Annotated in this window: 18 protein-coding genes; 7 read left to right on the forward strand and 11 right to left on the reverse strand. The window is 52.1% G+C overall.

All coding sequences use genetic code 11. The features are described 5' to 3' along the window. Positions 1–47 precede the first annotated feature (47 nt). Genes pgtA through pgtC form a run of 3 tightly spaced genes read right to left on the reverse strand, consistent with a single transcriptional unit; the run spans position 48 to position 4484 of the window. Complete coding sequence (pgtA, locus tag E1B03_RS18810; RefSeq protein ID WP_103770302.1) at positions 48–1295, reverse strand: two-component system response regulator PgtA; 1248 nt, start codon at positions 1293–1295, stop codon at positions 48–50. Next, positions 1285–3294 carry a two-component system sensor histidine kinase PgtB gene (gene pgtB, locus E1B03_RS18815; protein WP_103770301.1) on the reverse strand — a complete coding sequence of 670 codons (2010 nt, stop codon included), beginning with the start codon at positions 3292–3294 and terminating at the stop codon, positions 1285–1287. Before pgtB ends, pgtA begins: the two co-directional genes overlap by 11 nt. Further along, entirely contained in the window at positions 3291–4484 is a 1194-nt protein-coding gene (gene pgtC, locus E1B03_RS18820) for a phosphoglycerate transport regulator PgtC (protein WP_425456662.1), read from the reverse strand. Before pgtC ends, pgtB begins: the two co-directional genes overlap by 4 nt. A 421-nt stretch (positions 4485–4905) precedes the next feature. Here pgtC and pgtP point away from each other — a divergent pair, with 421 nt between their 5' ends. After that, entirely contained in the window at positions 4906–6297 is a 1392-nt protein-coding gene (gene pgtP, locus E1B03_RS18825; RefSeq protein ID WP_103770299.1) for a phosphoglycerate transporter PgtP, read from the forward strand. 108 nt (positions 6298–6405) lie between these two features. Here the strand turns inward: pgtP and E1B03_RS18830 are convergent, their stop codons facing one another. Further along, the gene (locus tag E1B03_RS18830; protein ID WP_003028231.1) at positions 6406–6648 is read right to left on the reverse strand and encodes a YfdY family protein; all 243 of its coding nucleotides are present in this window, start codon (positions 6646–6648) and stop codon (positions 6406–6408) included. A 440-nt stretch (positions 6649–7088) separates the two neighbouring features. On the opposite strand from E1B03_RS18830, the gene lpxP reads away from it, so the two are divergent. Then, the gene (gene lpxP / locus E1B03_RS18835; RefSeq protein WP_133086732.1) at positions 7089–8009 is read left to right on the forward strand and encodes a kdo(2)-lipid IV(A) palmitoleoyltransferase; all 921 of its coding nucleotides are present in this window, start codon (positions 7089–7091) and stop codon (positions 8007–8009) included. An 836-nt stretch (positions 8010–8845) separates the two neighbouring features. Here the strand turns inward: lpxP and E1B03_RS18850 are convergent. Then, positions 8846–9460 (reverse strand): lysozyme inhibitor LprI family protein, encoded by a 615-nt coding sequence (locus E1B03_RS18850; RefSeq protein WP_133086733.1) that lies wholly within the window; start codon positions 9458–9460, stop codon positions 8846–8848. 343 nt (positions 9461–9803) lie between these two features. Here E1B03_RS18850 and ypdK point away from each other — a divergent pair, with 343 nt between their 5' ends. Beyond that, on the forward strand, positions 9804–9875 hold the full coding sequence (ypdK, locus tag E1B03_RS18855; protein WP_010723117.1) for a membrane protein YpdK: 72 nt from the start codon (positions 9804–9806) through the stop codon (positions 9873–9875). A 66-nt stretch (positions 9876–9941) separates the two neighbouring features. On the opposite strand, the gene alaC is transcribed toward ypdK, so the two are convergent. Further along, on the reverse strand, positions 9942–11180 hold the full coding sequence (gene alaC, locus E1B03_RS18860; protein ID WP_103771668.1) for an alanine transaminase: 1239 nt from the start codon (positions 11178–11180) through the stop codon (positions 9942–9944). A gap of 387 nt (positions 11181–11567) precedes the next feature. Here alaC and E1B03_RS18865 point away from each other — a divergent pair, with 387 nt between their 5' ends. The 3 genes from E1B03_RS18865 to E1B03_RS18875 are packed head-to-tail and all read left to right on the forward strand — an operon-like array spanning position 11568 to position 14893. Further along, positions 11568–13265 carry a sensor histidine kinase gene (locus E1B03_RS18865; RefSeq protein ID WP_103771667.1) on the forward strand — a complete coding sequence of 566 codons (1698 nt, stop codon included), beginning with the start codon at positions 11568–11570 and terminating at the stop codon, positions 13263–13265. A gap of 14 nt (positions 13266–13279) precedes the next feature. Further along, positions 13280–14014 (forward strand): two-component system response regulator YpdB, encoded by a 735-nt coding sequence (ypdB, locus tag E1B03_RS18870; RefSeq protein ID WP_103771666.1) that lies wholly within the window; start codon positions 13280–13282, stop codon positions 14012–14014. Positions 14015–14029: 15 nt separating this feature from the next. After that, positions 14030–14893 carry an AraC family transcriptional regulator gene (locus tag E1B03_RS18875; protein ID WP_103771665.1) on the forward strand — a complete coding sequence of 288 codons (864 nt, stop codon included), beginning with the start codon at positions 14030–14032 and terminating at the stop codon, positions 14891–14893. Between the two features lie 37 nt (positions 14894–14930). On the opposite strand, the gene E1B03_RS18880 is transcribed toward E1B03_RS18875, so the two are convergent. Beyond that, a complete protein-coding gene (locus E1B03_RS18880) occupies positions 14931–15314 on the reverse strand; it encodes a cupin domain-containing protein (RefSeq protein ID WP_003028244.1) in 384 nt (127 codons plus the stop codon). A gap of 154 nt (positions 15315–15468) precedes the next feature. Here E1B03_RS18880 and E1B03_RS18885 point away from each other — a divergent pair, with 154 nt between their 5' ends. Next, positions 15469–15657 carry a hypothetical protein gene (locus E1B03_RS18885; protein ID WP_103771664.1) on the forward strand — a complete coding sequence of 63 codons (189 nt, stop codon included), beginning with the start codon at positions 15469–15471 and terminating at the stop codon, positions 15655–15657. A 77-nt stretch (positions 15658–15734) separates the two neighbouring features. Here E1B03_RS18885 and ptsP read toward each other — a convergent pair whose 3' ends face one another. From ptsP to E1B03_RS18905, 4 genes are read right to left on the reverse strand one after another with little or no spacing between them, the layout of a single operon-like run. Continuing rightward, the gene (gene ptsP / locus E1B03_RS18890; protein ID WP_103771663.1) at positions 15735–18230 is read right to left on the reverse strand and encodes a phosphoenolpyruvate--protein phosphotransferase; all 2496 of its coding nucleotides are present in this window, start codon (positions 18228–18230) and stop codon (positions 15735–15737) included. A 23-nt stretch (positions 18231–18253) separates the two neighbouring features. Then, complete coding sequence (ypdE, locus tag E1B03_RS18895) at positions 18254–19294, reverse strand: aminopeptidase (RefSeq protein WP_103771662.1); 1041 nt, start codon at positions 19292–19294, stop codon at positions 18254–18256. Then, positions 19294–20379: an aminopeptidase gene (gene ypdF, locus E1B03_RS18900; RefSeq protein WP_103771661.1), complete on the reverse strand. Its 1086-nt coding sequence runs from the start codon at positions 20377–20379 to the stop codon at positions 19294–19296. The genes ypdE and ypdF overlap by 1 nt, the downstream gene beginning before the upstream one ends. 17 nt (positions 20380–20396) lie before the next feature. Then, positions 20397–21644 (reverse strand): PTS fructose transporter subunit IIC, encoded by a 1248-nt coding sequence (locus tag E1B03_RS18905; protein WP_047409694.1) that lies wholly within the window; start codon positions 21642–21644, stop codon positions 20397–20399. Positions 21645–21659 lie beyond the last annotated feature (15 nt).

Consider the following 21659-nt stretch of genomic DNA (forward strand, 5'->3'; position numbering starts at 1 on the left):
CCGCCACCGAAATACTTCAACGACTCTTCTTCCCCAATCTCCATCGGCTAAAACTTATAGTGTTCTTTGCTCAGTCCGTATTTTCTCATGCGCAAATAAAGTTTTTTACGCGGGATTTGTAAATACTCCGCGACTTCATTAATACGCCCCTGATGAATATTTAGCGCTTCAGTAATGATCTGTCGCTCGTACTCTTCTACCCGACGGTCAAGCGGTGTCGGTTCAGGCAGATGCAACTGCGGATTCGCGGTTTCAGCTAAGGGAAGCAGCCCAACGGCAAAAAGTTCGGCGGCATTTGCCAGTTCCCGGACATTACTTAACCACACGCGACGACGCATGACTTTCAGTAAATCTCCTTCAACCTCGGGCACGGGATGGTTCAGGCGCAGGCAGGCTTTCTGCAAATAATGACGAAACAGCGGCTCAATATCATCGGGGCGCTGTGACAGCGGCAGGCAGCCGATTTGCGTCATCGCAAAACAGTAGTAGAGCTCGGCCACAATCTGGTTACTTGCCGCCAGTTCCACCAACGATGTGTCACCAATGCCTATCAGGCGAAACGGACGCCGCTCCTGGCTTTGCAGATGCACCAGGTGATGCTGCTGTTCACGCGTCAAGCACTCTATATGGCTCAGGACCAGTGTTCCCCCTTGCGCCTGGGCAATAAGGTCATTCAGTTGCCCCGCATTCTCTAACGTCAATTCCCCACGGATAAACGGCCCTTCGGCATTGCGCCCAAGCTGGTGTAAATAACGGGATCCGGTCATACGCCCCGTTCCCGGCTCACCATAAAACCAGACGGCAATATCCGTTTCCGCCAGTTGCCGTAAGCGCTGGCGATATTGATTGACCCAATCACTGTAGCCGAGCAGTTCAACTTCGAGTTTTTGCTGGCAATAATGACGACGGGCAATCACGGATTTTCTCTGACGCAATGCCTCTTCTACCAGTGACAGCAGCTTTCCGGGATCGACCGGTTTTTGCAGAAAGTCCCATGCGCCTTTCTTTACGGCCTCCACAGCCATCGGGACATCGCCATGCCCGGTGATTAGCAAGATCGGTAGCTGATTATCATCCTGATGAAACAGCGTCATCAGCTCTATTCCATTGCAGCCAGGCATACACACGTCGCTCAGGACTATCCCTGGCCAGTCGGCCTGCAGCCAGTTTCGGGCATCAAAAGGGTTACTGCATGCGCAAACTCGATAACCCTCCTGTTCAAGCAACAGGGTGTAAGCGTCGAGAACATCGGCATCATCATCAATCAGCAGAACAGAATATTCATCACTCAACATCGTTTACATCCGTCAGATTAAATTGCAGAACGACGCAGGCATTACGTCCCGGCGTCGATGCCAGGCGCAGTTCGCCGTTCATTTGCGTCATTAACGATACACAAATCGATAAGCCAATACCGAGGCCTACATCCTTACTGGTGGTAAACGGCTTTAACAGTGATGGCAATAACGCCTCAGGCCAGCCGGGGCCGTTATCGCAGACAAAGACGCACAACTGGCTGTCCTCAACCTGCCAGTGAACCTCAATCTGTGCGGCTGCCGGGCAGGCATCCAGCGCATTTGCCAGGACGTTTACCAGCACCTGCTGAATACGCACTTCATCACCAGCAACCCATACGCTCTGAGCTGGAAGCCTCAGCGTGCCCTGCTTTGGCTTATGCCGCATGGCCAACAGTTCCCAGGCAGCGCAGAACGTTTGTCGTAGATCGACCGGGTGCAAAGGCGCGCCCGGTTCGGCCCGACGCGTAAACTGACGTAGTGAACGGATAATGGCATCGATGCGGGTAATTAGCCCCTCAGCTTTGGTTAGTGTGCTTCTGGCCTGAGCGGATTGCCCCTGCTCAATTGCCCTACCCGCCGTAAACAGGTACATCGACAGCGCATTTAGCGGTTGATTAATCTCGTGCGCCAGCGTGGTCATGGTCTGGCCAACCACCGCCAGTTTTGCCGTCTGGATCAGTTCATCCTGCGTCGCGCGAAGATCGGACTCGATCTCTTTACGCTCTGTCACTTCTTGCTCCAGCTGATTTTTTTGCGCACTCAGTTGACCCAGAGTATGGCGCAGCAAACCAGCAATACGCCCCAACTCATCGCGCCCATAAACCGGGATAGTGGCATCCGTTCTGCCAAGACCAATTTGCACCACGGCCTGATTGAGCGCGGTAAAACGCTTCACCAGCCGCGAACGAATAAAGTAGTGGTTAAGCCCCCAGGCGAGAAGTAGCGCCAGCAGCGTCGCCAGCAGGATAAGTCCACCGCTGACGCGAACAATTTGCTCCAGCCGTTGGTTAAACATCTGCATTTGCTGATGGCTACTCCCCAGTTGTGCTTCAAGCAGCGTTCGAAAGCGCCCAAGCGTTACCTCTCTGGTATGGTTGGCATCAACCAACGCTTTTTGCGCTGCGACATAATCGCGCATCGTATCGGGCATTTTGTTTTTCATCATCCCGATTTCCAGCAATTCGTCGATGGTTTGCCGCAAGGTGATAGTACTTGGCCAGTCATCAAGGGTACGGATATTTTCATCCGCCGTTTTCTTCAGATTTTCCAGAAAGCGGATGTGATTCTCCACCAGCATCCCATCATCACTACCTGACTTCAGTTCATTGAGCCTGTCACGTAAATCATCAACAATCTGGTTTTCAATTCGTGCCAGAGTGTAGACCTGCTGCTGCTCGTTTTGCACCTCTCGGGCACGTTTAAGATACAGCGCCGCATCACCATTTTTGGCCTCGATTTGATCCAGCAACGTCCCCTGCTGCCAGGTAAAATCCTGCACCAGTGAATTCAGCTCGGTAGTAAAATCATCATGAAGCCAATCGATGCGCGCAGAGAGTTCGCTCACTTTTTCACGCACAAGGAACAGGTTATAGAGCACCCGGTCCAGCTCCGTCATCAGCGCCCGACTGTCCTGTAAAATCACCGCCAGTTGCTGCTGTTCCGCCGGTTGCAAGCCCCGACTCAACACCTCAATCTTATCCAGATGTGAAATTATTTGATTGCGTAGCTGCAGCCTTACCGTCGTGTTGGGGGCCAACAGGAACTCATTCAGTTGATCCACAACCAGGTTGAGATTTCCTTCAATCAAAAAAGCGGAATGCACGCGCGGGAAGTAATCATCGAGCGAATAGCGTATCTGTGAGCTTTGCTCATGCCAGGAGTACAAGCTGACGCAGCTTACGCTCAGCGTCAGTAATGCGCCCGTGAGAAAAGCACCTCGCAGGCTGCTGCTAATGCTGAGCTGGCGCAGACGTTGCAGTATCGATCCACCTTTCATTTTAACTCTTCCAGTTTGGATATCGCCTGACGCTGATTTTTAAGAAACCACAGCTGCCACTCCATCATCTGCTGTTCGGCCACGCTTTTATTATCAAATTGCGCAAGCCAGGCCTCATCTTCACTGTTCCTGGCATCTACCGGGACGCTGGTCAACAGTGCTCTGATTTCGGGGAGCGGGCGTTTCAGACGCGCTTCCGCACTGTAGAGCGCCCGCCAGGCATCTTTCAGCTGCGCGAGTCGAAAACTGATGGCGGTATCAAACATCCGCTGCACTAACTGTTGCCGTTTAAGGATAAGCCGGTAATTAAGCGCAGGCTGGCTCATCAAAATAGCCTGCTGAGCGGCGCGTGGGTTATCAGCCGCGAGCTGCGTAACCGGATATTTTCCCGTGTTCGCATCTGCAAGGATCCGCTGCCCTTCCGGACTTAACAGATAACGGATAAAACGACGTGCTTCATTGGGGTGTTGACTGTTCTTAAGCACAGCAACATAGGTTGGCGAAACCGCCGAGCGAGGAAAATAGGTAAACGCCAGGTGCGGATCGTTGAGCAACAGGTTGGCATAGTTATCAATGACCGGCCCCGCAACGCCCAGGCCGCTCTTAATTTTGTCGGCCACGCCAAAGCTGCGAGATGAAATCGTCACCAGATTACCAGCACTCGCCAATAGCGTTGCCCATCCCTCTTCCCACCCTTTTTGTTGCAGCAACGACTCAACCATCAGGTGGTTGGTGTCGGAACGTGACGGGCTACTCATCAACAGCGCGTTCTGGTATTTAGGCTGCGTTAAATCCCCCCAGTCAGTTGGGGGCGAAAGATGGCGCGCCGCCAGCGCAGAGCGGTTAATCAGTAGCCCAAAACCAGATATCGCCACCGCTACGGAGGTCGAACGGATGGATTCAGGCACCAAACGCTGGCTTTCCGGTAGCGCATTATCAAAGGGTGCCAGCTTCTGATGTTCCTGAAGATGCTGCAACAGCATGGGTGATGAGGTCAGAATCAGATCGACGTTTTCCGCATTCGCAGTATCCAGCAGCTGTTCCAGAGAACTGCTGGTCCGGTTTAACGTGCGAATCATCACTGACCCCGGCTCAGTCTGCCAGCGCTGGATAATCCAGGCCGTAGCCCCTGGTGAAAAGGTGGTCGCCATCACCAGCTCTTTACCCAGCGCCAGGCAACTCGCCGACAGCGACATAAAACAGAGCAAGAATGCCCAAAATCGTCTCTGCTTTAAAAGTCTATTTGTGATCCCGTTCATAAATACCAACATGTGCAAAAAATAATATTGAGACAAAAATTACCCGTTTATCACCGCTGGGGGGAAGAATAAGGTTATTCGTAGAATAACCAAACGGAAAATGACGACATGAGTAAAGAATACCCGAAAATGCAGCCTGAATTTGTTAATACCCGCACATGCCGATGATAAAAACGCTCGTAAAAGAATAGAATTTAAAATCCATTATTTAAAAAGTGTCAAAATCAGCCACGCAATCCAAAAATTGTGTCAATAGTGACTCATTGCATGAACTTGAGTTTATCTGCCGTCTATTTCACTCTTCACTGCGAAAAATCCTGATATTCACATCAATATAAATTTAGGTGATGATATGTTATCAATATTTAAGGCAGGGCCAGCGGCAAATAAAGTCCCGGCAGAGAAAGTCCAGGAAACTTATGGCCGATACCGCATTCAGGCGTTACTCAGCGTATTTCTTGGCTATCTTGCGTACTATATTGTGCGCAATAACTTCACACTCTCAACTCCGTACCTGAAAGAGCATCTGGATCTCAGCGCAACGCAGATTGGTTTGCTCAGCAGCTGTATGCTTATTGCCTATGGGATCAGTAAAGGTATTATGAGCAGTCTGGCAGACAAGGCCAGCCCTAAAGTCTTCATGGCATGTGGTTTGATCCTGTGCGCTATCGTCAACATAGGCCTGGGTTTCAGTACCGGATTCTGGATTTTTGCCGCTCTGGTCATTTTCAACGGCTTGTTCCAGGGCATGGGCGTTGGCCCATCATTTATTACCATCGCTAACTGGTTTCCACGTAAAGAACGTGGACGCGTTGGCGCATTCTGGAATATCTCTCACAATGTTGGTGGCGGTATTGTTGCCCCGATCGTGGGTGCCGCCTTTGCCATTTTGGGGAGCGAGCACTGGCAAAGTGCCAGCTATATTGTTCCGGCTGGTGTGGCCGTCCTGTTCGCTTTTATTGTGCTAATGCTGGGGAAAGGTTCACCGCGCCAGGAAGGCTTACCGGCTCTGGAACAAATGATGCCGGAAGAAAAAGTCGTATTAAATTCCCGACACGCAGTCCAGGCACCAGAAAATATGAGCGCCTTCCAGATCTTCTGCACCTATGTACTGCGTAATAAAAATGCCTGGTATGTTTCATTAGTAGACGTTTTTGTCTATATGGTACGTTTTGGCATGATTAGCTGGTTGCCAATTTATTTATTAACCGAAAAACATTTCTCGAAAGAGCAAATGAGCATAGCGTTTCTGTTTTTCGAGTGGGCGGCAATTCCTTCCACATTACTGGCGGGTTGGCTCACCGATAAACTATTCAAAGGTCGCCGCATGCCGTTGGCCATGATTTGTATGGCACTGATTTTCGTCTGCCTGATTGGTTACTGGAAAAGTGAATCGTTAGTGATGGTCACTATTTTTGCCGCCATCGTGGGTTGCCTGATTTATGTTCCCCAGTTCCTGGCCTCTGTTCAGACGATGGAAATCGTCCCCAGCTTCGCCGTGGGGTCTGCGGTAGGTTTACGCGGATTTATGAGCTACATTTTTGGCGCATCGCTGGGAACCAGCCTGTTTGGCGTAATGGTCGACAAATTGGGATGGCATGGCGGCTTCTATCTGCTGATGGGTGGAATTGTGTGCTGCATCCTGTTCTGCTACCTCTCTCATCGTGGCGCGCTTGAGCTTGAACAACAGCGAAAAAATGCGCAACAAGAAGAAGCGTCACTTCAGTTAGCCGATGTCCGGTAATCTCTTGTAGTCCCCACAAAAAAGTGCCAGCGATGCTGGCACTTCAATAACTCAGATAAATAAAAAACGCTCAACATGATAATTTATTTCTAATAGTAACATGCCAAATTATTGCTTACCGTAACCCACCATAAAGCGAATAATCAAACCGCAAGCAGGAGCAAGAAACAGGAATAACCCGGTTACCATTTCGTTACCATTGGTCAATCGCATAGTAAAAAAGTAAATTAATGCCGTAAGGATGGCCATTCCGAGAAAAGCGCTGATTGACGCCGCAGCGCCCATAACCTGCCAGATATAGCAACTGACGCACAAAATGCTCAGGGCGAGAAAGATCCAGAAATAGAGCATAGCGATACCTCCTGTCTGCCGTATACTTAACGTAAGTCCTTACACTCCCTTAACTTTATATTCTAAGACAATTCCTATCTGCGTGCAATTTCAGCAACATCTTAGTTACAAAAATCCTTCGCCTGCATACTATTACTCTCTCGGGCAGACTTTTATTTAATCTGCATAAAAACAACGGATTATATATAGGTTATTTTTTGTTCTTAATCGCCCTAAAAACATTTACGAATCTTGAGTAATTATTTCTGGCTGACATTAATCTTCGGGTGTACATTGTGCGTCCGATCATTCATGCCCCCTCGTGGTTTTGTCCTGACTCAGTTTTACACTCTTTACAGGAACCAATGTCGTTCATGGCGGCCTAACGATCAGTGCAGAGTGTAAAGCGACAGACAAAGAATCTTCGCGATACATCTATTTCGTATCAACAACAGGTGCTTATGTTCCCCCAATGTAAATTTTCACGCGCGTTTTTGCATCCGCGCTACTGGCTCACATGGTTTGGTGTTGGTGTGCTCTGGTTACTGGTACAACTTCCCTATCCCGTATTGTGTTTTCTTGGTACCCGTACAGGAACGCTGGCTCGTCCATTTTTAAAACGCCGTGAATCTATTGCACGTAAAAATCTCGAACTCTGTTTCCCGAATCTGTCGCAAGAAGAAAGAGACAAACTGGTCGATGAGAACTTTCGTTCACTCGGCATGGGACTGCTTGAAACCGGCATGGCCTGGTTCTGGCCGGACCGCCGGGTGCGTAAATGGTTTGACGTAGAAGGACTCGACAACCTGAAGCGCGCCCAGTTGCAAAATCGTGGTGTGATGGTTGTAGGCGTACACTTTATGTCGCTCGAGTTAGGTGGTCGCGTAATGGGCCTTTGTCAGCCGATGATGGCAACCTATCGCCCGCACAACAATAAGTTGATGGAGTGGATCCAAACCCGCGGTCGTATGCGCTCTAACAAGGCAATGATCGGCAGAAATAATCTGCGTGGTATTGTCGGCGCCCTGAAAAAAGGTGAGGCCGTATGGTTTGCCCCCGATCAGGACTATGGTCGTAAAGGAAGTTCATTCGCCCCCTTCTTTGCAGTCAAAAACGTCGCAACGACTAACGGGACTTACGTCCTGTCACGGTTATCAGGCGCAGCGATGTTGACCGTAACCATGGTGAGAAAAGCGGACAACTCTGGTTACCGCCTGTTTATCACGCCGGAAATGGAAGGTTACCCGGCAGATGAAAACCAGGCAGCGGCGTATATGAATAAAATTATCGAAAAAGAGATCATGCGTGCACCCGAGCAGTATCTCTGGATCCACCGTCGCTTCAAAACACGCCCGATGGGTGAAGCATCGTTGTATATCTAAAAAGAAAGGCCGCAAGGCCTTAATGCCAGTCAGTTAGCGCCTCAGTTTCAGTAAGCTGGCGGAGGTAAAGAACATGCTATCTCGGAGATAGAGTTCCGTTCACCTCATGCTCATTGTTTCTCTGAAACACGGATTCCCGTGAACGTGTAAAGGGCGTTCTCCGCCACGCCCTTTACAATCCCGGCTCCCGGCACGGAAAATTGCCACTTCGCGGTTCCCTCCGCTCATTCCTCCAGGCTTCCGGGCCGGGCGCGATGTAACGTCCCTGTAAAGCGCGCCCTGAACCCGCATCCCTGCGGGTTCTCCCGGCCTTACGGAAACACGTCGGCAATTTTCAGCCGGACCAGCCCACACCTGACCCTCTGCGTTTTTTTTTAAACAGCAAAACAGGTTTTACTGGAAGTCAGGGCATTGAAGCGATGCCCCCTGTCCGGCTGAAAATCGATGAGGCGTTGACGGCTGACCGGGGCTGTCCGCAGGGATGCGGGCAGAGGGGATGGCCTGCAGGGATACAGGCTCGGCCCCGACTCGACAGGCAGACGGCATAAGACGAATGACAAAATTGCCGGGAGCAATTTTGAACAGCGCTTGCGATGGCCCCGAAGGGGTGAGCCCCAGGGATGGGGCGAATAATCGCGTAGCGACGATTTTCCTGCCGGGAGCCAGGGTTGCAAGGGAGGCGGCGGTGAGCCTCCCTTGCACGTTCACGGGCATCAGCGCTTCAGAGAAATGACACCGCTGAGGTGAACGGAACCCTGAGCAAGAATCACATGTTCACCATACATGCTTAACTGACGAGCATTACCGCAGGGCCTTTCTTTTTTTCTGCGGCTGAATTACTTAACGCCCCACTTGTTCTGGAGTTCAGCCATTCGCTCGTTATAGTTACGGGCAATACAGGCTGGCTTGTCCTGCTCTTTCCAGCACTCATTACGCCCTTTCACCCAACCGCGTTGTTCTGCTTTGAGCGTCGGGTTGTTACTCGATTTCACCAGCGCTTGCTTGTAGGCCCCGTTCAATGCCAAATCCATTGCTGAGAGCGAAGGACTCTGACAGATAACCTCTTCGATACTACCCTTTGCTACCGCAGAACAGGAAAAAGAGGGTCCGTTAGTGGTCGATTTCTTTGCCCCGGAAAAGTCGATATTGTCTTCAGGCAGGCAAATTCCGTGCTTACGATTTGGCCCCGCCCATGAAATTTCCGGATTCCCGTCATCTTTACGGGAGATAGAAACGGTATTGTTACCGCTTTTTGCTTCCCAGTAGTTTTCATTGAAGATCTTCACTGTCGCCTTCGTGCCATCAATCCAAACATTGCCTTTACCATCACTATTCACGCCGCCAATACTTGCGCAGCTGAAATTGAATGCCAACGGCGAGGCCGCCATCGACGTCAATGGCGTAAGAACGAGTGCTAACATCATTAATCTGGTCATTTTTAACCTTTTCATTATCTATTTCCGCGAAAAATTAACCGCATTAACATCATGGCGATATGAGAATTCTCCGAGTAACCATTACGTCGCTCAATAGCAATTTATTACCGAAAGAAATTAAACTGTCGCCTAATCACGACACTTGTAAGTTATTAAAATTAAATAAAAAAATGCCTCTTGTGTCCCATCATTTTTAAGCGTACATTAGCGCCGTCTGGAGCATTAAAGCTCAGAATTCTGAGGTGATGCAGCCAAGCAAACGAGGGGGATTCTCCATTTCGTTTACGCCTGCATCAGCTCTCTGTCAGGTAAGCATATGTTCATTTAGACGTACCCCAGGTACGCGGAGAGATGAAAAGTGAAATATTTCTTTATGGGCATTTCTTTTATGGTCATCGTTTGGGCCGGTACTTTCGCCCTGATGATCTAAATTAAAAGACGCAGCAAAAAAAACAGGAGCCATCAGGCTCCTGTTTGCTTTTGGGGGAACGTGTTGTTAGTCGGTACTTTCAGTGGTTGATTTCGCAGTAGCAGGCAGCAAACCATCTGCGCGGAACATCGCTTTGATGCCGCGAATTGCCTGGCGAGTACGGTCGCGGTTTTCAATTAACGCAAAGCGCACGTGCGTATCACCATAATCACCAAATCCAACCCCCGGCGAAACGCATACCTTCGCTTCGTTCAGCAGTTTCTTGGCAAATTCAAGTGACCCCATCGCAGCGTAGTGCTCAGGAATTTTCGCCCAAACGTACATTGAGGCCTTTGGCATCTCAACCATCCAACCGGCTTCATGCAGCCCTTTGACCAGCACATCCCGACGACGTTTATATTGCTCAGCAATATCCCGTACGCACTGCTGATCGCCTTCCAGCGCGGCGATAGCCGCAACCTGTAACGGTGTAAAGGTTCCGTAATCGTGATAGCTCTTAATTCGCGCCAGGGCGTTTACCAGCGTTTTGTTACCCACCATAAAACCGATACGCCAGCCCGCCATGTTGTAGCTTTTCGACAGAGTGAAAAATTCAACAGCGACATCGCGAGCACCTGGAACCTGCATAATTGATGGCGCTTTCCAGCCGTCGTAGACGATATCGGCATAGGCGAGGTCATGAACCACCAGCACGTCATAACGTTTAGCCAGGGCCACGACTTTTTCGAAGAACTCCAGCTCGACGCACTGTGCAGTAGGGTTAGACGGAAAACCTAAGATCATCATCTTCGGTTTTGGATAGCTCTCACGAATCGCACGCTCCAGCTCATTAAAGAAGTCGACGCCTTCGACCAGCGGCACTGAACGTACCTGCGCGCCGGCAATTACCGCGCCATAAATATGGATCGGATAGCTCGGGTTAGGTACAAGGACAGTATCACCGTGATCCAGCGTGGCCAGCATCAGGTGCGCCAGTCCCTCTTTGGAGCCAATCGTCACAATCGCTTCGGATTCTGGATCAATCTCAACGTCATAACGTTCCTGGTACCAACGGGAAATCGCCCGGCGCAGACGCGGAATGCCGCGTGAGGTGGAATAACCGTGAGTATCCGGGCGCTGCGCCACGGTACACAGTTTTTCAACAATGTGAGGAGGCGTAGCCCCATCCGGGTTCCCCATGCTGAAATCGATAATATCTTCACCGCGCCGACGCGCAGCCATCTTCAGTTCAGCAGTGATGTTAAAAACGTAAGGGGGAAGACGATCAATACGCGTAAAGCGACGTTCAGGGCGGGAGTCAGCCATAGTATCCTCAGATTAACGTTAGCGCCCGGACCGTCCGAGCGACGCTGCCACGATGGTGGCACGTTTAGAAAATAGCCTGAATAATTTCCTTCTGTCGAGAGGCAAAACAAAATATTTTTTATTGACGTAAAAGAGGAACAGACAGAAAAAATGAGGAAACAACCTTTTTCACAGCCCGCTTAAAATTACCATCAGTTAACATTTTGTTGTTAAATATATTACCTTGAACGCTTCGCCGGCAGGACAGGCATTGTAAATACAACAAATGCGCAACAATCCCCTTTTAATAATATGGTTTTTCCCCATTAGCCACAGTCTGCGGGTGAGCTGGTCATCCAGCCTCAGGTTACCTATCATAGAGGTTTAACCCTTGCGCAAGAGTCACCCGTGCACGAAATATTCAACATGCTGCTGGCGGTATTTGACCGGGCAGCGCTGATGCTGTTCTGTCTGTTTTTCCTGATTCGTATCCGTTTGTTTCGCGAACTGTTGCACAAGTCAGCCCACTCCCCGAAAGAGCTGCTCGCCGTTACCGCGATTTTCTCAATGTTTGCCCTGTTCAGTACCTGGTCCGGTGTACCGGTTGAAGGCTCACTGGTTAACGTACGTATTATCGCCGTCATGTCAGGGGGAATTCTGTTCGGTCCCTGGGTCGGGATCATTACGGGCCTCATCGCGGGCACCCACCGCTACCTGATTGATATCGGCGGCGTAACCGCTCTACCCTGCTTTATCACCAGCATTCTGGCGGGCTGCATTGCCGGATGGATCAACCGAAAGATCCCCAAAGCGCAGCACTGGCGCGCGGGTATTTTAGGCGGAATGCTGTGCGAATCCCTGACCATGATCCTCGTTGTGGCCTGGGCACCCACCACCGAACTGGGGCTGGATATCGTCTCGAAAATTGGCATCCCAATGATCCTGGGTAGCGTCTGCATTGGTTTTATCGTCATGCTGGTTCAAAGCGTGGAGGGAGAGAAAGAAGCCAGCGCCGCGAAGCAGGCGAAACTGGCACTGGATATCGCCAACAAAACCCTACCACTTTTCCGTCAGGTTAACAGCGAGTCGCTCCGCCAGGTGTGCGAAATTATTCGCCATGACATCCATGCAGACGCCGTCGCGATTACCAATACCCAGCACGTTCTGGCCTACGTTGGCGTGGGTGAACTTAACTACCGCGATAACGATGATTTTGTCAGCCCAACCACGCAGCAGGCAATCAATTACGGTAAAATCATCATTAAAAACAATGATGAAGCGCATCGCACGCCGGAAATACATTCCATGCTGGTGATCCCACTTTGGGAGAAAGGTGTTGTTACCGGTACGCTAAAAATCTACTACTGTCACGCCCACCAGATAACCTCCTCACTGCAGGAAATGGCGATTGGCCTGTCGCAAATTATCTCGACACAGCTTGAGGTTTCCCGGGCGGAGCAACTTCGTGAAATGGCAAATAAGGCAGAGCTGCGCGCGCTGCAAAGTAAAATAAATCCCCATTTCCTGTTTAATGCCCTGAACGCAATTTCATCGTCGGTGCGACTTAATCCGGACACCGCACGCCAGCTCATTTTTAATTTGTCGCGCTATCTTCGCTATAATATTGAATTAAAAGACGATGAGCAGATCGACATCAAAAAAGAGCTGTATCAAATCAAGGATTACATCGCCATCGAACAGGCGCGGTTTGGCGATAAGCTGACGGTTATTTATGATATCGATGAAGAGGTTAGCTGTTATATTCCCAGCCTGCTGATTCAGCCACTGGTCGAGAACGCCATCGTCCATGGGATTCAACCCTGCAAAGGGAAAGGTGTGGTCACCATCAGCGTGGCGGAGTGTGGTAACCGGGTCCGCATAGCCGTGCGGGATACGGGCCACGGTATCGATCCAAAAGTGATTGAACGGGTCGAATCCAATGAAATGCCGGGTAATAAAATTGGACTGTTGAATGTGCATCATCGCGTTAAGCTGCTCTACGGCGAGGGCTTACATATCCGCCGTCTGGAGCCTGGAACTGAGATTGCCTTTTATGTGCCTAATCAGCACTCGCCCGCGGCCGCACCGGCCACATTGTTGCTTTAACCAGGAGTGAAGTCGTGAAAGTCATCATTGTTGAAGATGAATTCCTGGCCCAACAGGAACTTAGCTGGCTTATAAAAGAGCACAGTCAGATGGAAATTGTCGGCACATTTGACGACGGTCTGGACGTGCTGAAATATCTGCAGCACAACCGCGTTGACGCTATTTTTCTGGATATCAATATTCCCTCGTTGGATGGCGTCCTGCTGGCGCAAAACATCAGCCAGTTCGCACATAAGCCCTTTATTGTCTTTATTACCGCGTGGAAAGAGCACGCCGTTGAAGCCTTTGAACTGGAAGCTTTTGACTACATTCTGAAGCCATACCAGGAATCACGCATCGTCGGCATGCTGCAAAAGCTTGAAGCCGCCTGGCAACAGCAGCAAACGGGAACTTCGCCCACCAGTCCGGTAGCCCGCGAAAACGATACGATCAACCTGATCAAAGATGAGCGGATCATCGTGACCCCGATCAACGACATCTACTACGCAGAAGCCCATGAAAAGATGACGTTTGTCTACACCCGGCGCGAATCGTACGTGATGGCGATGAACATCACCGAATTTTGCAGCAAATTGCCGGCTTCGCATTTCTTCCGCTGCCACCGCTCGTTCTGCGTGAATCTGAATAAAATCCGCGAGATCGAACCCTGGTTTAACAATACCTATATTTTGCGCTTGAAAGACCTGGAATTTGAAATCCCGGTTAGTCGGAGTAAAGTGAAAGAGTTCAGACAGTTAATGCACTTATAGCGCAGAGAAAGAGCGATGAAAGAGCCAGGCCTTCCCGCAGACCAACAGTTTTTCGCCGATCTGTTCAGTGGCCTGGTGTTAAACCCACAGCGTCTGGGGCACGTGTGGTTCGCGACCCAGCCTACCACGTTACCAACCGGCAGTTTATGTATTGACCTTCCGCGCCTAGATATCGTGCTACGTGGGGAATACAGCAACCAACTGCAAAAACAGCAGCATAGCCTGGCAGAAGGCGACATGCTGTTTATCCCGGCGAAAGCGGCGAATCTGCCCGGCGGCGACAAACCCGTCATGTTGCTGAGCCTGGTTTTTTCTCCGGCATGGCTGGGACTCTCTTTTTACGATAATCGAACCGCATCGCTGCTTCGTCCGGTACGCCGTATTGAGTTACCCCATCCACAACGCGGCGAAGGTGAGGCGATGCTCACCGCATTAACGCATTTAAGCCGCTCTCCTCAGGCCCAGGATATCATTCAGCCGTTGGTGCTTAGTCTGCTGCATCTGTGTCGTAGCGTGGTGAATACCCGCCCAGACACCGAGCGCCCACGCGCTGAATTTCTCTATCATAGTATGTGTAATTGGATACAAGATAACTATGCCCAGCCGCTGACTCGCGAAAGCGTGGCGCAGTTTTTTAATATCACACCCAATCACCTGTCAAAAGTGTTTGCCCAGCACGGCACCATGGGGTTCGTCGAGTATCTACGGTGGGTCAGAATGGCGAAGGCGCGCATTATCTTGCAGAAATACCATCTGTCGATTAGCGAAGTCGCACAGCGGTGTGGATACCATGACAGTGATTATTTCTGTCGCCTGTTCCGGCGTCAGTTTGGCCTGACGCCGGGAGAGTACGGCGCGCGTTTTCAGTCAGCGCGTTGATTATGTCAACACCTGCCAAGGCCGCCGTATCTTTGCTTTATGGTGAGTCGTTACAGCCGATGTCTGTGTGTTTAGCCCAATTGACCATTCCCTGGAAATCAACAATCACCACGGATTCATCGCCAACCACCCAGGCATCATGGCCAGGAGGAATGCGCGACAGCTCACCGGGCTTACAATCAAATTCGCTGCCATCATCCATTTTTACCCGCAGCACACCGGAAACGTGGTACTGAAAATGAGGGGCTTCGCAACTCTTCGTTCCAGCGATAGGTTGAACTGACGTAGACCACCGCCAGCCTGGCTCCAGGACCGCACGGCCGACGATTGCGCCTCCCACATCGAGAAGCTCCAGTCGCCCGTGAGGGAACTCACGAACTTCGTCTGGAAGACCAAATGACTTCACTTCTGCTTTGTCCATTGCGCACCTCCTTAGGTTGATTACGCGCATGGCCGCTCTTAAATTATATCAGTAGCGGTCATTTATTGTACGATTCGTAATCTCATTCAGGATCGTTGTAAAATGACGGCCTTTAGTTAAACCCTGCAGGCTTACTCAATAAAGTGAATATGCGATGAAAAACAGACGTGCACTCTCCCTGATGTGTTTTCAGATGCTGGAATCAGGTGCGGATCGTCGGACCGTGAAAAGAGCCCTGACCTCCCGTCGTGTTAAAGGTCGCCAGGCGGTAGTTCTGCTCTGCAAGCAAGAGATGACGCTGTTAAGAGCCGGGAAACTGCCGGGGCACAACGCACCGCATTGATGTTTGCGCTTTCCGCTAACGTTAACCCAGCCTGCAACCACAACGCCACAGGCTGGACAGCGCTCTTTCAGTGAAGTTTAAAACGTCAGTTCCGCCTCCAGCAGCGCAAGAATGCTCTCAGCATTTTCAGCGGCAAACAACGACTGGCGGAACTGCTTGTTCACCAGCTTGCGCGCCAGCTGCGAGAAGACCTTCACGTGGTTTATGCCTTCATCGGCTCCCAGCGTCAGCATGATCACCAGTTCCACATCACCCATCTCAGACTGCCAGTCAACGGGCTGCAGAAGTCGGGCAATGCTGATGCTGGAATGGCGGATCCACTGGGATTTCGTGTGCGGAATAGCCACCCCAAAACCGACGGCGGTAGTGACTATCTCTTCACGCTGCCAGACATCTTCCTCCAGCTCAAACGGATGTTCAGTGCGTCCATTGACGCCAAGATTGCCGCACAGGAACTGGATCACCTGCTCTTTGTTACTCAGAGATTCGCCAACAAAGATGTTCTCCAGCGCCAGCAGCGGACGCACATCTTTCTGCGGTGCAAACTGGTTTAGCAGCTCTTCAATCTCCTGAGCGCTACGGCACTCGCAGGCCTGCATGGCGAGCTCACGGCAGGCCTGACCGTTCAGTTGACGAAGCTGGCTTTTTACCGCCGGAATACGCGGACTGCTCATACTCAGCTCGTCCAACCCGAGGCCCAGAAGCAGCGGTAAATAACGCCCTTCGCCGCCCAGTTCGCCGCAAATACCCACCCATTTACCGCGTTCGTGTGCCACGCGAACAATCTGCTGCAACATGCGCAGGAACGACGGCGTAATCGGGTTGTACAACGGCGAAACGCGCGGGTTATTGCGATCGACGGCGTACAGATACTGGGTCATGTCATTTGAACCAATACTGAAGAAATCCACCTCATCACAGAAATGGTCGATGATGTAACACACCGAAGGGACTTCAACCATAATCCCCAATGAAATCGTTGGGGCATGGCGTAAGCCGTCCGCTTTCAGCGCCACCAACGCTTTTTGCAGTTCGCTTTTTACCCATAAAATCTGGTCGAGGCTGTGCACCATCGGGATCATCAGTTGCGCATTGCCGAAGGTTGCCGCCCGCAAAATCGCGCGCAGTTGAGTGCGAAAAAGCCCGGCAAACTCCGGATAAATCCGCACCGCGCGATAGCCCAGGAACGGATTCTCTTCCTGCGGAATATTAAGATAGCGGATGTTCTTATCGCCGCCGATATCCATGGTGCGAAAGATAACCGGCTTGTCGCCCGCAGCTAATAAGACCTGCTGGTAGGCTTCAAACTGTTCCTGCTCGTCAGGAGCGCTGTCGCGATCCATAAACAGCATTTCAGTACGAAACAACCCAATCCCTTCAGCGCCATTGGCAAATGCCCCCGGAGCTTCCAGCGCGGTGCCGATATTCGCCGCAACGTCAATACGCTGATTATCTTTGGTCAACGCGGGCTGGGCGGCATCAAGCGCCTGCCGCCGCTGGCATTCATCGGCCAGCTTCTGCGCAATCGCGTAATAGCCGCGAACGGCATCGTCTGGATTGATGGCCAATACCCCACATCGGGCATCCAGTACCGCATGCTGCCCGGAATACCGGTTAATGGCCGCCAGCGGCAAGCCGCTAAGTACCGGAATAGCTGACGCACGGGCAAGGATCAGGGTATGCGAAGTGCGCCCCGTTTTCTCCAGGATCATGCCAGACAGATGCTGCAAATCGAGGCTTAAAAACTGACTGGGCGTCAGATCTTCAGCGACAAGGATGGTTGGTTTAGTCAGCACCAGCGCATTGCGCGGTCGTCTTTCAGGCCAGGTAATATGCAATAGCTGTTCGCTGATATCACGGATGTCACTGACGCGTTCGCGCAGGTAATCACTACCGGAGGCCGACAGCTTGTCGCACACCTGCTCCATATTGGCAACGATTGCCGCCCCTAGCCCCAGATGTTGCTCCAGCATTAAGCGGCGAATATTCCCGGCAAACTCGTCATCCTGAATCAGAGACAGATGCGCGCTAAGGATGGTTTTACTCTCACCGTCGCGCTCGCGCAACTGCTGATTGAGCTGTTCGGCAAGCGTCGCCAGACTGTGCTCCAGCCGGGTATTGTCTTCCGCACTCGCCGCAATCGCACGATAACTTTCCAGGTTATCGCTTTGCCAAAGCGTGAGCGTACCTGCTCCCACGCCCCCAGCCAGCACGCTGCCGTACAACAGGTCCGGGTTGAGGCGAATCAGCGAACGCGGCAACGGGTGCGCCGCCAGTTCCGCCGGGGTCGGCTGAACGCTATCGCTGTCAATAAACCGGTGCTGCAGGTACTCCTCCAGCGCACGCCGGGCCTGTTCTTCATCGCGACCGGTAATGGTCAGGCTGCAACTGTCGTTAAACAGCGTTCCGGTGCCTATCAGCGCCAGCGAGCTTTTCGCATCCGCCCTCGCATTCTGGCGATGATTAATAAATATCACCTCACTTTGCCACTGGCTGCACTGTTCTTTCAGCTCCCACGCCGGACGCGCATGCAGGCCATTGGGTAACGGGCAAAGAAATTGAATCGTTAGCATAACAACTCCTGATTAGCGCGAAATCAGCACCTGAAGTCCGTCAGATGAGCCACGGTTTCGCACGTAAGATGTGAAATAAGAGCCGACAACAACTGCTGCGTCTGGATGATGTCCCGACAGTCGGCAATCGATGCCGCGCAATGTCCATGGCGTGTGGCGGGTCCCATGACAACCGTTGGGATCCCTGTGCCGCTTACGTGCACCGCCCCGCCGTCGGTGCCGCCGTTACTGAACATGTCGAGCTGCAGGGAAATGCCTGCATCGGCGGCCACGTTTTCAATCCACGCCGTCAGCTTCGGCGGCGCAATCAGCGATTTATCACTCAGCACCAGCATCGGGCCTTTACCGAGCTGTCGGTGGTTGGCCGCACTGTAATCAAAGTTTTTGGCCCAGCAGGCCGTATCCAGCACAAACGCCACATCCGGTGCGACCGCGCGTGTGGCCGTTTGTCCTCCGCGCAGTCCCACTTCTTCACTGGAACTGGCCACCAGCCAGACTTCGCAAGGGAGGATGGCGTTATGCCATTCTCGCAGTAGCGCCACCAGCAAATAACATCCAAGACGGTCATCAAAGGCTTTGCCCATGATTCGCTGGTGCGGCAAGACCTGAAAGGTTGTGTCGAAGGTGACGCGATCGCCGGGGCGTACGCCGGCCTGGAGTACCTCATCATAAGACCGCGCGCCGATATCTACCCGCAGCGCATTGACCTCATTACCGCAGCGCTCTCCGTCGAGCAGACCGGGAATTTTGCTCTCTTCACGGGTGGTGATCCGCACCGGTTGCAGTTGTCTGGCCGCCATTCGCACATTTCCCACCGGCAATACATCGATCGCCCCTTCGCTGGAAATACTACGCACGATAAATCCCACTTCATCCATATGCGCGCAGATCATCACCTTCGGACCGGTTGATTCATTGAGACGGATCAGCACCGATCCCAGACCATCGAAGCGCACCTCTTTATTAAGGCGATCCGCTTCCTCAAGCAGGATCTGCCGCACTTCCTGTTCTGACGAGGCGATCGCGTCCGCCTCGCTCAGCGCCTTTAGTAACGATAAGTCCATTACGCCTCTCCCGTGTGTAGCAATGTTTTCGCCATGGTATAGAGCACCTCGCCGCCGTCAGGCGTAACCAGTACGACATCTTCAATACGCACACCACCCAGCCCCGGCAGATAAATACCCGGCTCAACGGTGAGGAGCATGCCAGCGACCAGAGGTGTTGTGTCAGTGGGGGAAAAACGTGGGTTTTCATGCACCTCAATGCCGATAGCATGTCCGGTGTTGTGGCCAAACGCATCGCCATAGCCCGCCTGGCTAATGATCTGCCTGGCTGCGACGTCTACCTCATTGCATCGCGCACCTGGTCGAATTGCCGCCACCGCGGCACGCTGCGCCGCCAGCACAATCTGGTACACGGCAAACAGCGCGCTTTCTTCCGCTGGCTGGTTGGCATCGGGGATGCGAAAGGTCCGCGTCATATCCGAACAATAACCCTGATACAGCGCGCCAAAATCCAGCGTGATGAACTCGCCCGCCTCAACACGCTTGTCGCTGGCTTTGCCGTGTGGCAGCGCACCGCGCCAGCCGCTGGCGACAATGGTGTCAAAAGAAGCTTTATCTGCGCCGAGCGTGCGCATAAACCACTCCAGTTCAGCGGCAATTTCGCGCTCACTGAGACCGGGTTGAATAAAGCGACGTATATGTTCCGCGCTGAGGTCAGCTATCCGGCAGGCTTCGCGGATGCAGGCTATTTCCTGCGCCGTTTTCACCTGCCGGAGCACGTCCGGTACGGTGCTCACCAGTCGGGCACGCAGTTTGTCCGACCACGCGTTCGCCGTTTCCCAGCTTACCTGCTCACCTTCAAATCCCACCGTCTGCAGCTTTTCGTGCGCAATAATGTGATTCACCTGCGAATACAGCGTCTGCGTTCCATCGAGCCGATGGATCTGATAGCCCTGAGTACGCGTGGCAACATCGGTGTAGTAACGGGCATCAACCAGGATATGCGCACTTTCATGGCTGATAAACACAAACCCTGAACTGCTGGAGATCCCCATATGCGGCTGTTTGTTTTGCCGTGACGACAACAGCATCGCGTCGAGATGTTGCGCCGTTAGCCAGTCGCGTAGTGAAGCAAGTAAGCTCATGGTTACAATCCTTTTAATCAGAGGCTTTCAATCAGCAACTTGCCTTTGCGATACATCAGATGGCGCAGGAACACCACCATCAGCGCCGTAATTACCGCGCCTAACAGGATCCCCGCCATATAAACGCCGAGGTTAGTGACCAGCGGCCACGCCCAAATAGCCGATTCAGGGAACCACTGCACCGCGCCCAGCCAGACTGCAGCCGTCGACCCGACAATGGCGCCAACCATATAGGACGGAATCGCAGTGATGGGACTTTCCAGTGCAAACGGGATCGCCCCTTCGCTGATCCCCATAAACGCGAGGAACATTGCCGTTTTCCCCTGTGGGTAGAGCTGTGCGCTGAACAGGCGTTTGCCGGTTAAGCGACGGTCAATAAGCGTGGCCAGCCCGAGGCCAATCGGGGGAATGACAATTGCAATAGAGCGCGCGGTTACCGGTAGAACGTGATCGGTGGTAAAGCTGAAGGCGACAAAACCTGCGGCTTTATTAATCGGGCCGCCGAGGTCAATCGCCGTTGCCGCGGAAATCCCCATCGCGTACATCAGCGTGCCTTTCTCGCCAGCCGCCGTCAGCAGAGTACGGATCCCACCGTTGATCCAGCCGCCAAACGGCGTTATCACGTAATACATCGCCAGCATGACGAAAATGGCGGAAAGAATGGGCAGTAAAAAGGTGGTTTTGAACGCCAGCAGGAAATCAGGCAGCTGGATTTTTTGGTTCATCCACTTCACCAGATACCCGGCGACAATCGAGATAATTAGCGCGCCAATAAAGGTTGACGGAACCGGAGCACTGGTTGCCCATTGCAGCGTCGCCGGGTCAAAATTCAGTATCTGTGTCGGCTGAGTAGACATCAGCCCGCCAATGAATCCTGCCGGAAACGCCAGCTTGCCGCCGATAGAGTTGGCGACAAACGCGGCAAACATCGGGATAGCAAAACCAAACAGCACGCCGCCAAAAGATTGCGACAGCCAGGCAAATTTCAGTAATGAGAGATTAAAACCGGTGAATTTTCCGCTGTTCAGCGCATCCATGATGCCGGTATCAGCAGGAATATCGAGCCAGCTATAGGCGATCAGTTGCGAGAAGGCGAGAATCACCCCGCCCATAATTAACGTCGGCACCATGCGCGAAATACCCGACATCACATGTTGCGGAAGTTCGCCCCAGAAGCTATTGCGGGAGGCCGGTGGATTTTTTATTGCCGCTGCCGCACCAGATGCGCCAGGCACAACGGTTGCACTGCGTTTTTTAATGGCCATACGTAATTCCCTGTC

The sequence above is a fragment of the Citrobacter arsenatis genome, assembly GCF_004353845.1.
Taxonomy (GTDB): domain Bacteria; phylum Pseudomonadota; class Gammaproteobacteria; order Enterobacterales; family Enterobacteriaceae; genus Citrobacter; species Citrobacter arsenatis.